Source organism: Modestobacter sp. VKM Ac-2978, assembly GCF_026968025.1.
Lineage (GTDB): Bacteria > Actinomycetota > Actinomycetes > Mycobacteriales > Geodermatophilaceae > Modestobacter.
On sequence record NZ_JAPVBP010000010.1, the window covers coordinates 32,910 to 46,181 of the forward strand.

The window sequence follows — 13,272 nt, forward strand, 5'->3', positions numbered from 1 at the left end:
AGGCGTGCTCGGCCAGGTCAGCGGGCAGGTCCGGCGCTGCGACCTGGGCTGCCCGTCGACCTGCGCAGGATGAGCTCCGAGGGCACGACCAGTTCCGGGGCGTGGTCCCGGGGCTGCTCCATCGAGTTCAGCAGGATCTCCACCGCCGCCCGCCCGACGTCGGCGTGCGCACCGCCGAGCGTGGTCAGGGTCGGCGTGCACAGGTCGGCGGCGAAGATGTCGTCGAACCCGACCACGCTCACGTCCGCCGGCACCTGGACACCGCGGTCCGCCAGCCGCCGCAGGACCCCGATGGCCAGCAGGTCGTTGTGCGCGATGGCCGCCGTCGCGCCGGTGGTCAGCGCCGCATCGGCGGCCGCGCCCCCGCTCGCCACGGTGGGGGCGAAGGGGCCCATCCGCTGCGCGCGCAGACCCAGCTCCGCCGCGGCCCCGCGGATGGCCGCCCAGCGGCTCGCCGCCATCCACGAGCTCCGCGGGCCGGCGAGGTAGACGACCGAGCTGTGCCCGAGGGACGCCAGGTGGCCGACCATCTGCCGACACCCCTCGGCGTGCTCCAGGACGACGCTGGCCAGACCGGGCACCCGGCGGTTGACCACGACCACCCGGTGGCTGGCCGCCAGCTGCAGCAGGTCCTCCTCCGGCTGACGGCTGGCGGCGAGCAGGAAGCCGTCGACCGACCGGGTCAGCCGGTGGATCTGCTCGAGCTCGATCCGCGGCGACTCCTCCGCGTTGACCAGCACGAGCGTGTAGCCGGAGGCCTTGGCCCGCATCTCCGCGCCCCGGATGAGCTCGAAGAAGTGCGGGTTCGTGATGTCGGAGACCACCATCGCCACGGTCCGGGTCCGGCGGGACACCAGCGCCCGGGCGTGCGGGTTGGGCTGGTACCCGAGCCGGCGGGCCACCTCGAGGACGTGCTCCCGGGTCGCCGCCCCGACCCGGTCGGGGTTGCTGAAGGCCCGCGACACCGTGGAGGTCGCGACGCCGGCGGCCTGGGCGACGTCGTAGATCGTCGAGCTCCTCATCTGCACATCACGGTCAGGTTACGAGGGCATGGCAACAAATGGCAACCGTTTGCCGTGGCACCTGACGGCTTCGTACGGTCCCCCGGTGCTGTGACGGGCAGCACAAGGGCAGAGAGAGGTTGGCGATGACCGGAGCTCACGGAGGGACCACCGCCCGGCGCAGACCGGCGTGGATCTCGGTGATCACGAAGGTGGAGCTCGGGCTGGCCGCGACGGCGCTGGCGGTGCTGTTCCTGCTCGTGCTCGTGCAGGCGGCCCAGCGCTACCTGCCGGTCGGCGGCTGGTCGTGGACCGGCGAGCTGGCGCGGTTCTGCCTGGTATGGGTCACGTTCACGGTGGCCGGGGTGCTCGTCACCACCGACTCCCACATCGCGCTGCAGCTGGTCGACAACGTGAAGAACCCGAAGGTCGTCCGCTTCGTGCGGGTCCTGGCCAGTGCGATCGTCGCCGTCATCGGCGCCGGCTTCGCGGCCGAGGCGTGGGAGCTGATGTCCTCGCAGGGGCAGCTCAAGTCGCCGTCCCTGCGCATGCCGCTGACCTTCCTGTACCTCTTCCCCTTCCTCGGCTTCCTCAGCACCGCCATCCGCGGCGCCGTGGCCGCGGTGGTCTTCGCCGTCCGCGGCGTGCCGGCTCCGATCGGGACGACGGAGGTGCGGCCGGCATGAGCCTCCTGCTGCTGACCCTCGCGATCGTCGCCCTGCTCTTCGTCCGCGTCCCGGTGGCGTTCGCCTTCCTCGGCCCCTCGCTGGCCTACATGCTGCTGACCGGGCAGTCCCTCGGCCTCAGCCTGCGGCTGATCGTCAACGCGACGGCGAGCTTCCCGCTGCTGGCCGTGCCGCTGTTCATCCTGCTCGGCGTCATCGCCAACCGGGGCGGCATCGCCGACCGGCTCTTCGACTTCGCCCTGGCGCTGCTGGGCCGGGTGCGCGGCGGGCTGGGCTACGTGAGCGTCGGCGTCAGCCTCGGGTTCTCCTGGATGAGCGGCTCGGCCGTGGCCGACGCCGCCGCCCTGGGGAAGATCCAGATCCCGGCCATGGTGCGCAACGGCTACCCGCTCCGCTTCGGGCTGGGCGTCACCGGCGCGGCCTCGCTGATCGCCCCGGTGATGCCGCCGAGCATCCCCGCGGTCATCTTCGCCGGGCTGGCCGCGGTCTCGACCGGTGGGCTGTTCGCCGCCTCCGTCGTGCCGGCGCTGCTGATGGCCTTCGGCCTGTGCGTCGTCGTCTTCTTCCTGGTGCGGAAGCAGCCCGACATCGTCCGGACCGACTTCTCGATGCGCCAGCTGGTCGTCACCGGACGACGGGTGATCGGCCCGATCCTCGCCCCGGTGATCATCCTGGGCGGCATCCTGGGCGGCTTCTTCACGCCCACCGAGGCGGCCGCCGTCGGCGTCGCCTACATGCTGGTGCTCTGCCTGGCCTACCGGAGCCTGAAGGTCCGGGAACTGCCCAAGGTGCTCACCGAGACCGTGACGACGACCGGGGCGATCATGCTGATCGTCTCCTCCGCGTCGCTGCTCGGCTACATCCTCGCCCGCGAGCGGGTTCCCCAGCTGCTGGCCGAGAACGTCTTCGGGTTCACCGAGAACGCCACGGTCTTCCTGCTGATGACCGCGGTCCTGATGCTCGTCCTGGGCACGGTGGTGGACCCGACCGCCGTCCTGGTGCTGGTGGTGCCGATCCTGCTGCCGATCAGCGCCAGCTTCGGCGTGGACCCGATCGTGCTCGGCGTGCTGATGATCGTCGCGTTGATGATCGGGCTGCTGACCCCGCCGGTCGGCACCGTGCTCTACGTCCTCAGCTCGGTGGCCGAGACGAAGGTTAGCGAGGTCTTCCGCGGCTGCCTGCCGTTCATGGTCCCGCTCGTCGTGATCCTCGGCCTGATCATCGCCTTCCCCGACGCCGTCCTCTGGCTGCCGGGGGTGCTGGGCCTGTGACCGGCTCGCCACCGCAGACGGGCACCCCCGCTCCGCGCCGGTCCTTCCTCGCCGGGCTCCTCGGCCAGGGCATCGGGCCGTCGCTCTCCCCCGAGCTGCACGAGCGGGAGGGCGCCCGGCAGGGCCTGCGCTACACCTACAAGACCGTCGAGCTGCCGGACGACGGCCTGCGACCGGACCACCTGCGGAGCCTGCTGCGCGCCGCGGTCGAGCTCGGTTTCGACGGGCTCAACGTCACCCACCCGGTCAAGCAGGTGATGGCGCCGCTGGTCGACGAGCTGGCTCCGGAGGCCGCCGCCATCGGCGCGATCAACACGATCGTGATCGAGGACGGCCGCACCCGGGGTCACAACACCGACGTGACCGGCTTCGGCGCCGCCCTGCAGGCCGGGCTGCCCGGGGTCCCGCTCGAACGGGTCGTCCTGATCGGTGCGGGCGGTGCGGGGGGCGCCGTCGCGCACGCCCTCGTCAGCCAGGGCGTCCAGCAGCTGTCGGTGGTGGACCGCGACGCGGTACGGGCCGAGCAGCTGATCGGCGGGCTGGCGGCAGCCGGCAGCCAGGTGCCGGCGGCGGTCTTCCCGCCGGAGGAGCTGCCGGGCCTGCTCGCCGAGGCCTCGGGCCTGGTCAACGCCACCCCGATGGGGATGGCGGCCCACCCCGGCACCCCGGTGCCCGTCGACCTGCTGCGCGCCGACCTCTGGGTCGCCGACATCGTCTACCGCCCGCTGCTGACCCAGCTCGTGCGGGAGGCGACCGCCCGCGGGTGCCGGGTGATGACCGGTGCCGGGATGGCCGTCAACCAGGCGGCCGACTCCTTCGAGCTGTTCCTCGGCCGGGCCGCGGCGCGACCGGCCATGTTCGCCGACTTCGACCAGCTGGTCGCCGCCGAGATCGACGCCTGACCCGACCCCACCCCTGCAGGACCGCTCCACCAGCACCGACCGAGCACGTGATCCCAACGAAGGGAAAGACCATGCCCAACCGTCCCCTCCCGAAGCGCCCGCTCCTCGCGGCCTCCGCCCTGCTCCCGCTCCTGCTCGCCACCGCCTGTGGCGGCGACGACGCCGGCGGCGGGGACGCCGGCGGTGGCGGCGGCGAGGTGGAGCTGACGCTCGCGCACAGCTACACCGAGGCACAGCCGCAGCACCGGTGCGGTGCGCAGGTCATCGCCGACGAGATCGAGGCCGCCGACGTCGGCGTGACCGTGGAGCTCTTCCCGAGCAGCCAGCTCGGTGGTGACGCCGACCGCATCCAGTCGGTGATCTCCGGCGACATCGACCTCGACATCCAGGGCGCCTCGGCGCTCGGGGCGGTCCACGAGCCGATGAGCGTCGTCGACGCGGCCTACGCCTTCGACGACGGCGAGCACCTCGCCCGGTTCTTCGGCAGCGACGCCTCCGACGAGCTGACCCAGGGGTTCGCCGACTCCACCGGCGCCAGCGTGCTCGGTGCCTGGTCCGCCGGCGCCCGGCACTTCACCGCCGGCCAGGCGATCCGCGAGCCCGCGGACCTGGAGGGCCTGCGGATGCGGTTCCCCAACTCGCCGCAGTACCTGATGAACGCCCGCGCCCTCGGCGCGGACCCGACCGAGGTGGCCTACGAGGAGCTGTACCTGGCTCTGCAGCAGGGCATCGTCGACGGTCAGGAAAACCCGATCGTCAACATCGACGCGCAGAACCTCGGCGAGGTGCAGGACTACCTGAGCCTGTCCGCCCACCAGGAGAACTCCAACCTGGTCATCGCCGGCCCGGGGGTCGAGGAGCTGTCCGACGAGCAGCGGGAGGCGCTCGACGCCGCGGTCGCGGCAGCCGTCGAGCAGGTGCCCGAGTGCGTCGCGGAGGACGAGCAGCAGGTCCTCGACGAGTGGACCTCCGGCGGTGAGTTCGAGGTCGTGGAGGACGTGGACGTCGACGCCTTCCGCACCCAGGCCGAGGAGTACCTGCGGGCCAACCTGAGCGAGGAGCAGCTCAGCGTCTACGAGGCCATCCGCGACTCGGCCGAGTGACCGACGCTCTCCGCACCCACCCCCGGGGCGACTCCGCGCAGGAGCGCCCCGGGGCGGTGGTGCAGACCTTCCGCGGCCCGGTGCACCCCGAGCAGCTCGGGTCGACCCTGGTGCACGAACACGTCTTCGTCGGCAGCCCGGAGCTCGACCTCAACCACCCGCACCCGGAGTGGGAGCCGGACACCGCCGTCGACCGGGCCGTCACCGCCCTGACCCGGTTGCGCGACCTCGGCGTCCGCACGGTGGTCGACCTGACCGTCCTGGGCCTCGGCCGGGACGTCGCCCGGCTGCTGCCCGTGGCCGAACGCGCCCCGGTGCACCTGATCGCCTCGACCGGCTACTACACCGCCGACGTGCTGCCGCCCTTCTTCCGCACCCACGGGCCGGGGCTGCTGGTCGACGGCCCCGACCCGCTCATCGAGTTCTTCCTGCACGACATCGAGGAGGGCATCGCCGGCACCGGCGTGCGGGCCGGGATGCTCAAGGTCGTCACCGACGAGGAGGGCATCACCGAGGACGTCGCCCGGGTGATGACCGCCGCCGCGGTGGCCGCCCTGCAGACCGGCGTCCCGATCACCACGCACAGCCGGCCGGCGCTGCGCAACGGGCTGGACCAGCAGGCGTTCCTGCGGAAGCGCGGCGTGCCGCTCGACCGCGTGGTCATCGGCCACTCCGGGGACACCGAGGACCTGACCTACCTCCGGGTGCTGATGGACGCCGGCTCGACCATCGGCATGGACCGGTTCGGCATGGAGCACGTCCTGCCCGACGAGCGCCGGGTCGCCACCGTGCTGGCGCTGCTGCGGCTCGGGTACGCCGACCGGATGGTGCTCTCGCACGACGCGGCCTGCTTCAGCCGCGTCACGCCACCGTCGTGGCGCGCCGCCCGCGCACCGCACTGGCGCTTCGAGAACATCCCGACCCGGGTGGTCCCGATGCTGCTCGCCGGCGGGGCCACCGAGGACGACGTCCACCAGATGACGGTGGTCAACCCGGCCCGACTGCTCACGCCGCACCCGAGGAGGACGTCATGAGCTCGGTGCTCGTGCTGAACGGCCCGAACCTGGACCTGCTCGGCACCCGCAAGCCGGAGGTGTACGGCTCGGCGACACTGGCCGACGTCGAGCAGCTGTGCCGGGTGCGGGCGGCCGAGCTGGGGCTGGACGTGGAGTTCCGGCAGTCCAACCACGAGGGTCAGCTCATCGACTGGGTGCACGAGTGGGGCCGGCGCGTCCGGGACGGCCAGGCCATCGGCGCCGTCTACAACCCGGGCGCCCACGCGCACACCTCCATCGCCCTGCGGGACGCGATCGAGGGGGTGGAGCTGCCGGTGGTCGAGGTGCACATCTCGAACGTGCACGCCCGCGAGCAGTTCCGGCACCACTCCCACATCTCCCCGGTGGCCCGGGGAGTCGTCGTCGGGCTCGGCGTCCTCGGCTACCCCCTGGCGCTGACCGGCCTCGCCGAGCTGGCCCGACAGCCCCGCTGACCGCGGGCCCCCGGCATCAGCCGGCGGCCAGCCGGCGGGCGCGCGCCCGGGGGTGTTCGAGCATCTCGTCGACCAGGCCGTGCAGCCGGTGCAGCCGGGCGGTGGGGTCGTCGGTGAGCACGCCGACGGAGTCGTCGCCGCCGAGCGCGACCGGGACGTGCGGCGGGAGGGTGGCGAGCAGCCCGGCCGTGGCCGCACCCGCACGCTCGACCTGCCGGGCGCTGAGCCGGACGTAACCGAGGGACTCACCGAGCACGTCGACGGCCGCCTCGACCTCGGCTGGGGTGCAGCTGTCCACCGGCACGTCCAGGACGACGCCGCCACCACTGGGACGCACGACGGCCGCCGCGCCGGCGAGCAGGTCCGGGCGGTCGACCGGCAGCGGCGCGAGCAGCGGCAAGAGCCGGTACGGCCGGGCCTGCTCGACCAGCCGGCCGAAGACGTCGACCTGCTCGGCGAGACCCTGCCCCGCGGCGGCGTCCGGGCCGAACCGGGCCGTCACGTGGCGGGCCCCGAACCGGGCGCCCAGGTCCAGCACCCGCCCGTGGGTGGCGTGCACGTGGTCGTCGGGCAGGCTGCCGCCGAGCTGGACCCGGCCGACGTCGAGCACCGTCACCCGGGTCTCCAGCAGCTCGTCGACGAGCCGCTGCAGGTTCCGTTCGCCCGCCCCGCCGGACCACCAGGGCTCCACCTCGGCCACGGCGCCGACGTGCAGGCCGATCGAGTCCCAGCCGGTGCCGGCCAGCAGTTCGGTGAGCTCGACGGGACTGCGCGGGTGCACCACGGACTGGTGCACGGCCAACCGGTTCACGGCACGTCCGTCCTCTCGATCCTGGCGGAGCCGACCGGCGTTCCCGCCGGCACGGCCGGCGCGCGCCGCTGACGGCGGTGGGCGGTCATCCGGACCGGCGCATCGGCGTTCCCGTACCCGTCGTAGCCGCCCAGCCGCTGCACGACCATGACGAAGAGCCGGTCGCCGAGCACCTCGGTGGCCAGGTGCAGGCAGGCGCCGTGCGCGTCCTCCTCGTACAGCAGGCCGTGCTCGCGGACGGCCGCCAGCAGGTCGGCCGGGAGGTCGAACCGGGCCTCGAGGTCGTCGGCGTAGTTCGCCGGCAGCCGGAGCAGCGGGGCGCCGGCGGCCCGCAGCCGCTCCGCCGTCGCCACGACGTCGTCGGTGGCGAAGGCGAGGTACTGGGGTTCGAGGACCCGGGGAGCCCAGCCGCCGCGGCGCAGTGAGGAGGCGGAGAGCGTCAGCCGCACCGCCCGGTCGGGCCCGGTCACCGCCCGGGTGCGCACCAGCCCGAAGGGCGCGGCCAGCTCGGTGACCTGCTGCGGCTCCAGGCCGAGCACCGCCCGGTAGAACAGCCCGGCCTCGTCGAAGGCGTCGAAGGGCTGGGTCAGGGCGACGTGGTCGATGCCGGTGAGGCCGGCGCCCGGCGCGGGTGGGGCACCGGTGGGCAGGAAGTCGGCCGGCCAGCCGTCGGGCCCGGTGCGCGTGAAGAACACCTCGGTGCCGTCCGGCGCGGCCACCGCGGACAGCTCGGCCTCGGCCGCGCCGCGCGTCCGCGGCAGCACCGGCGCACTCATCGCCTCGGCGCGCCCGGCCGAGCGCCCCGGGTCGCTGCTCTCCAGCCCCAGCGCGGAGACCGCGGCCTCCCCGGGCGCACCGGGCCGGACGACGGAGGCGTTGAGCAACACCCGCGCCGCCCCCTGCTCCCAGAGCTGCACCGGCTTGGACCGGTGCTGACCGGTGTGGGTGAACCCCAGGGCGGTCAACGCCTGCCCGACCTGCGGCCCCGAGACCCCGTCGACGGCCAGCTCGGTGAACGACCAGCCGGAGAGCTCCGGTGCGGCCGGCGGCGAGCGGAGGCCGGCGGCGGGGTCGACCAGCGCGAGCGCCTCCTCGAGCCACTGCAGCGAGCGCATGGCGTCCACGGCGGTCCGGGCCGGGTCGGACTGGCGGTACACGTCGTTGAACACCTCCAGCGACAGCGGCCCGCGGTACCCGGTCGCGAGCACGGCGCCGAGGAAGCCGGGCAGGTCGAAGGCGCCCTGCCCGGGGAAGAGCCGGTGGTGCCGGCTCCACTGCAGCACGTCCATGGTCAGCTGCGGGGCGTCGGCCAGCTGGAGGAAGAAGACCTTCTCCCCCGGCACCGCGGCGAAGCCGCTCGGGTCCCCGCCGCGGGAGAGCACGTGGAAGCTGTCCAGGCACAGCCCGAGCGCAGCGACGTCGGCCCGGCGGACGGCGTCCCAGGAGGCGTCCCAGGTCGAGACGTGCCGGCCCCAGGCGAGCGCCTCGTAGGCGATCCGCAGACCGCGCAGCTCGGCCCGGGCCGCGGTGGTCGACAGCTGCTCGGCGAGCTGGTCGACGTCGGCGACGGCGTCGGGAGCGACCGAGGAGCAGACCAGCACGGTGTCCACGCCGAGCGCGCCCATCACGTCGAACTTCCGCTCGGCACGCCGCAGGTTGGCGGCGAACCGCGCGGGGTCGGTCGAGTCCAGGTCCCGGAAGGGCTGGTACAGGTCGATCGACAGGCCGAGGTCGGCGCAGCGGGTGGCCAGTTCGGCCGGCGACCACGGGGAGGCGATCAGGTCGGGCTCGAACACCTCGATGCCGTCGAAGCCCGCGGCCGCCGCCGCGGTGAGCTTGTCCTCCAGGGTCCCGGACAGGCAGACCGTGGCGATCCCCCGGCGCGGCCGCGCGGAGAACGCGGCGCCGTCTGCGGGACGGGCTGGTGGCATGGACCCTGCTCTCCTATGTACCAAGCGGTGAGTTACCGACACCCGACCACATCGGACGGCGGTGCGCCAGTCCCCGCCGACGCCGGGCACCCGGTCGCCGCAGCCGCTCGGCGCGGGCTGTGCATAGGCTCCGCCGGACGCCCGCCCACGCAGGAGGAGACCGTGACCGAGCCCCGCCCGGACAGCGAGCTCGGCACCGACACGGCCACGGCGCGCCCGGTGGAACGCACCCGGGACGCCGACCGGACCCGGGCGGAGATCCTCGCCGTGGCCACCGCGGAGTTCGCCGACCGCGGGTACGCCGGGGCCCGGGTCAACGAGATCGCCGACAAGCTGAGCACGACCAAGCGGATGATCTACTACTACTTCGGCGGCAAGGAGCAGCTCTACGTCGCGGTGCTGGAGCAGGCCTACGGCCGGATCCGCGCGCTGGAACAGCAGGTGGACGTCGAGCACCTCGAGCCGGTGGCTGCGCTCCGCGAGCTGGCCGGGCTCACCTTCGACCACCACGAGGCGCACCCGGAGTTCATCCGGCTGGTGAGCATCGAGAACATCCACCGGGCCGAGCACCTGGCCGGCTCCCCGGCACTGGCCGGCCTGGCCGCCCCGGCGGTCGACGTCCTGGGCGCCATCCTGCAGCGCGGCCGGGAGGACGGACTGTTCCGGGACGACGTCGACGCGCTCGACGTGCACCAGGTGATCAGCGCCTTCTGCGTGTTCCGGACCGCCAACCGGCACACCTTCCGGGCCATCTTCGACCGCGACATGCTCGACCCGGCGACCCGCGCCCACCAGCGGAAGCTGCTCGGCGACCTCGTGGTGGCCCACCTCACCACACGCTGAGCCCCGGGCGGTGCGACGCTCGGCAGGACACGTGCACCGGCCCCGGCGACCACTCGCCGGGGCCGTCCGACGGCGTGCACGACCGACAGGAGACACCGAACACGTGACTGCGACAGCCGGACCACGACAGGCCCTCGTCGTGGGCGCCACGGGGATCGTCGGCCAGAACCTGGCGGAGCGACTGACCGCCCAGGGGTGGGAGGTCCACGGGCTCTCCCGCAGCGGGCGGGCCCCCGGCGCGGGCGTGCACCCCGTGCAGGCGGACCTGGCCGACCCCGCCGGACTCGCGACCGCGCTGGCGGGCCTGACGCCCGAGCTCGTCGCGATCACCGCCTGGACCCGGCAGGCCACGGAGGCGGAGAACATCGCGGTCAACGGCGCCGCCGTCCGCAACGTGCTGCAGGCGCTCGAGCCGGCCGGGTCGGTGCGGCACGCGGCGCTGATGACCGGGCTGAAGCACTACCTCGGCCCGTTCGAGGCCTACGCGCAGGGCGAGATGCCGGACACGCCCTTCCATGAGGACGAGCCCCGTCTGGACGCGCCGAACTTCTACTACGCGCAGGAGGACGAACTCTTCGCCGCCGCCGCCCGCGCCGGGTTCACCTGGAGCGTCCACCGGTCGCACACGGTGTTCGGCTTCGCCGTGGGCAACGCGATGAACATGGTACTGACGCTGTCGGCGTACGCCGCGATCTGCAAGCAGACGGGCCGGCCGTTCGTGTTCCCCGGGTCGAGCACCCAGTGGAACAGCGTGACCGACGTGACCGACGCCGACCTGCTGGCCGACCAGATCATCTGGGCCGCCGCCAGCGAGGCCGGACACGACCAGGCCTTCAACACCGTCAACGGCGACGTCTTCCGCTGGCGCTGGCTGTGGCCGCAGATCGCCGCCCACTTCGGCCTGGAGTGGGAGGGCCACGAGGGACGGGTCCGCCCGCTCACCGAGAGCATGGCCGGCACCGAGGACGTCTGGGCCGGGATCGCCGCGGAGCACGGACTGGTCGAGCCCGACCTCGGCCGGATCGCCTCCTGGTGGCACACCGACAGCGACCTCGGCCGGGAGATCGAGGTGCTGACCGACATGAACAAGAGCCGCAAGGCCGGCTTCACCGAGAGCCGGGACTCCCGCGACAGCTTCTTCCGCTACGTCGAGCGGTACCGCGCGGCGCGGATCATCCCCTGACGGGTCCGGCGGGCGCGGCACGCCGCGACGCGAACCGGGGCAGGGAGACGCGGACGGCGGTGGCGACGAGGCGGCGACGGGCCGGCGATGGGAGTGCTCGGGCGACGCGCAGCATCGTGGCCGCGATGGACGTCGGTGCGGACCCGACGTCGAGGTAGGCCACCCACGCCTGCTCCGGGAGGCTGAAGAAGGCCTGGAAGAAGGCGTCGGTCTCTGCCTCGTCCAGATCGAGGAGGACCTCACGCCCCAGGCCGAGCATGCCGAGGGTCGCGCGTTGCCGCGCACTGCGGACCAGTGCCCGCACCGCTGCTGCATCGGCCCCGGCCAGCACGGCGTCGGCGATCGCGCTGCCCGCCCGCAGTGAGGTGGCGACGCTGTACCCGGTCGCCGGGTGCACCAGCCCGGCGGCCGCCCCGATGGGCACGCCGACGGATCGTCGGACGGCGGCGTCCAGGGGGATCGCCACCCGTTCCGGACGGTCGGCGGTGCACAGACCGGCCTCGGCGATCAGCCGGTGCAGGCGGTCGCGCAGGTGCGGCAGTGCCACCGGCGGCCGGGCAGCCAGGGAGGTGGCCTCCAGCAGGGTCGTGCCGTCGTCCAGGCCCATCCCGTACAGGAAGGCGGGCGGCTGTGCGACGCCGTCCTCCCGGAGGACCGCCCAGTCCATGAGCAGTGCGCCCCCGTCCGGGACCAGGCCGCCGAGGTCTCCGGTGACCCGTTCCCCCCAGGCCCGCTGGTGGGCGCTGCCGGGACCGCCACCGCGGGCGTCGACGACGATGCCGCCGGTGAGGGTGCTGCCGTCGGTGAGCGTCACGACCTGACCAGCCGGGTCCTGGTGGACGGCGGCGACCGACCCGGTGCGGGTCGCACCGCCACCGGCGCGCAGCTGACCGAGCAGGAGACCGTGCACGACGTCGTTGTGGAGCCGGGCGTAGGCACGACCGATGTCCTGGCTCCCGGCGGTGGTGCGCACCACGGTGACCGGGTACCGGCGACCCAGCGGCGGAGGTCCCTCCGTCCGGGCCGTGTCGCCGAGCAGCGCCGTGGTCACGGCATCGAGCTCGTCGGCCCACATGCCGTAGGTCTGGTGCCAGGGCCGCAGGTGCGGGACGACCACGACCACGCCCAGCCCCCGAGCGGCGCAGGCGGCAGCGACCGACAGCCCGGCCGGCCCGGCGCCGGCGACGACCACGTCCCAGTGCGGTCGCGGCGCGACGGGGTTCACGGGCGCTCGACGTGCGCGGGCGATGAGGTGCGCCGGCAGGACGGCGCATGCGTGTCCCGTCGGGAACGACGGCGGACGGCACGGCGGGACAGCCAGCGGGTCACGGGTGCTCTCGTCTCCTCGGTCGGAGAACACGCTAGCCGTTACACCGCGGTTCGGCTGCGCACGACCATTCGCCGCCCGAGATGTCCGCCGATCCCTACGCTGACGTGATGTTCTTCCTCTTCGGCTTCGGCACCAAGCGAAAGCACCTCGGCCCCGGCGAGACCCGCACCTGCCCGAACTGCAACAACACCTCGCAGTGGGCTCGGGTGGAGCAGTACAAGCAGTTCTCACTCTTCTTCGTGCCGGTCGCCCGGTGGAAGCGCCGGCAGGTCGAGGTCTGTGGCATCTGCGGCACCACGGTCGCGGTCTGAGCGGCACCCAGGCAGCGAGGAGCTGTCAGCGGGGCGTCCGGACGGTCACCAGGAAGTCCCCGCCCGTCGAGGGGACCACCTCGCCGGTCCACGGGTCTTCCAGGTGCCCGTCGTCGTCCTCGTCGACGTGCCGCAGGGCTTCCCCGCTCGGCACGCGGAGAACGGGTCGAGCGACTCCTCCGTGCTGCACCACCTGGACGTCGACCACCCGTCCCCGGACCCGTTCGTCGACGGGGTAGTCGTGGTGGGACTCGACGAGGTGCTCGCGACCGTCCGCTCCCCTGTGCCGGATGCACTGGAGGTCGACGAGCTGGTCCCGCTCGAGGGCCTCCCCACAGCACTGGTGTTCCCAGCCACCCACCTCGACGACGACGTCCACCACGGGTGCAGATCCTCCTGGCCGAAGGCGGC

14 protein-coding genes are annotated in these 13,272 nt (G+C 73.5%); 9 read left to right on the forward strand and 5 right to left on the reverse strand.

The features are described from left to right. Nucleotides 1-17: 17 nt before the first annotated feature. Nucleotides 18-1,022: a LacI family DNA-binding transcriptional regulator gene (locus O2W53_RS21010; RefSeq protein WP_269165008.1), complete on the reverse strand. Its 1,005-nt coding sequence runs from the start codon at nucleotides 1,020-1,022 to the stop codon at nucleotides 18-20. A gap of 179 nt (nucleotides 1,023-1,201) precedes the next feature. Here O2W53_RS21010 and O2W53_RS21015 point away from each other — a divergent pair, with 179 nt between their 5' ends. From O2W53_RS21015 to aroQ, 6 genes are all read left to right on the forward strand, one after another. Beyond that, nucleotides 1,202-1,687 carry a TRAP transporter small permease gene (locus O2W53_RS21015; RefSeq protein WP_269165009.1) on the forward strand — a complete coding sequence of 162 codons (486 nt, stop codon included), beginning with the start codon at nucleotides 1,202-1,204 and terminating at the stop codon, nucleotides 1,685-1,687. Next, nucleotides 1,684-2,958, forward strand: a complete 1,275-nt coding sequence (locus O2W53_RS21020; protein ID WP_269165010.1) for a TRAP transporter large permease — start codon at nucleotides 1,684-1,686, stop codon at nucleotides 2,956-2,958. The genes O2W53_RS21015 and O2W53_RS21020 overlap by 4 nt, the downstream gene beginning before the upstream one ends. After that, a complete protein-coding gene (locus O2W53_RS21025; RefSeq protein ID WP_269165011.1) occupies nucleotides 2,955-3,860 on the forward strand; it encodes a shikimate dehydrogenase in 906 nt (301 codons plus the stop codon). The genes O2W53_RS21020 and O2W53_RS21025 overlap by 4 nt, the downstream gene beginning before the upstream one ends. Before the next feature lie 71 nt (nucleotides 3,861-3,931). Further along, nucleotides 3,932-4,963 carry a DctP family TRAP transporter solute-binding subunit gene (locus O2W53_RS21030; protein ID WP_269165012.1) on the forward strand — a complete coding sequence of 344 codons (1,032 nt, stop codon included), beginning with the start codon at nucleotides 3,932-3,934 and terminating at the stop codon, nucleotides 4,961-4,963. Beyond that, nucleotides 4,960-5,997 carry a phosphotriesterase family protein gene (locus tag O2W53_RS21035; RefSeq protein WP_269165013.1) on the forward strand — a complete coding sequence of 346 codons (1,038 nt, stop codon included), beginning with the start codon at nucleotides 4,960-4,962 and terminating at the stop codon, nucleotides 5,995-5,997. Before O2W53_RS21030 ends, O2W53_RS21035 begins: the two co-directional genes overlap by 4 nt. Further along, complete coding sequence (gene aroQ, locus O2W53_RS21040; protein ID WP_269165014.1) at nucleotides 5,994-6,452, forward strand: type II 3-dehydroquinate dehydratase; 459 nt, start codon at nucleotides 5,994-5,996, stop codon at nucleotides 6,450-6,452. The genes O2W53_RS21035 and aroQ overlap by 4 nt, the downstream gene beginning before the upstream one ends. Before the next feature lie 16 nt (nucleotides 6,453-6,468). Here the strand turns inward: aroQ and O2W53_RS21045 are convergent, their stop codons facing one another. Both O2W53_RS21045 and O2W53_RS21050 read right to left on the reverse strand, forming a co-directional pair. Continuing rightward, nucleotides 6,469-7,263 carry a hypothetical protein gene (locus O2W53_RS21045; RefSeq protein ID WP_269165015.1) on the reverse strand — a complete coding sequence of 265 codons (795 nt, stop codon included), beginning with the start codon at nucleotides 7,261-7,263 and terminating at the stop codon, nucleotides 6,469-6,471. Continuing rightward, nucleotides 7,260-9,194, reverse strand: a complete 1,935-nt coding sequence (locus O2W53_RS21050; RefSeq protein WP_269165016.1) for a bifunctional sugar phosphate isomerase/epimerase/4-hydroxyphenylpyruvate dioxygenase family protein — start codon at nucleotides 9,192-9,194, stop codon at nucleotides 7,260-7,262. Before O2W53_RS21050 ends, O2W53_RS21045 begins: the two co-directional genes overlap by 4 nt. 162 nt (nucleotides 9,195-9,356) lie before the next feature. Here O2W53_RS21050 and O2W53_RS21055 point away from each other — a divergent pair, with 162 nt between their 5' ends. Both O2W53_RS21055 and O2W53_RS21060 read left to right on the forward strand, forming a co-directional pair. Then, the gene (locus O2W53_RS21055; protein ID WP_269165017.1) at nucleotides 9,357-10,037 is read left to right on the forward strand and encodes a TetR/AcrR family transcriptional regulator; all 681 of its coding nucleotides are present in this window, start codon (nucleotides 9,357-9,359) and stop codon (nucleotides 10,035-10,037) included. A 103-nt stretch (nucleotides 10,038-10,140) separates the two neighbouring features. Then, nucleotides 10,141-11,220 carry an SDR family oxidoreductase gene (locus O2W53_RS21060; protein WP_269165018.1) on the forward strand — a complete coding sequence of 360 codons (1,080 nt, stop codon included), beginning with the start codon at nucleotides 10,141-10,143 and terminating at the stop codon, nucleotides 11,218-11,220. On the opposite strand, the gene O2W53_RS21065 is transcribed toward O2W53_RS21060, so the two are convergent. Then, a complete protein-coding gene (locus tag O2W53_RS21065; RefSeq protein ID WP_269165019.1) occupies nucleotides 11,210-12,445 on the reverse strand; it encodes a lycopene cyclase family protein in 1,236 nt (411 codons plus the stop codon). The two genes, O2W53_RS21060 and O2W53_RS21065, sit on opposite strands and share 11 nt — an antisense overlap. A 212-nt stretch (nucleotides 12,446-12,657) precedes the next feature. Here O2W53_RS21065 and O2W53_RS21070 point away from each other — a divergent pair, with 212 nt between their 5' ends. Beyond that, a complete protein-coding gene (locus tag O2W53_RS21070) occupies nucleotides 12,658-12,861 on the forward strand; it encodes a zinc-ribbon domain-containing protein (protein ID WP_269165020.1) in 204 nt (67 codons plus the stop codon). Between the two features lie 25 nt (nucleotides 12,862-12,886). Here O2W53_RS21070 and O2W53_RS21075 read toward each other — a convergent pair whose 3' ends face one another. Next, on the reverse strand, nucleotides 12,887-13,243 hold the full coding sequence (locus O2W53_RS21075; protein WP_269165021.1) for a DUF6578 domain-containing protein: 357 nt from the start codon (nucleotides 13,241-13,243) through the stop codon (nucleotides 12,887-12,889). Nucleotides 13,244-13,272: the final 29 nt, after the last annotated feature.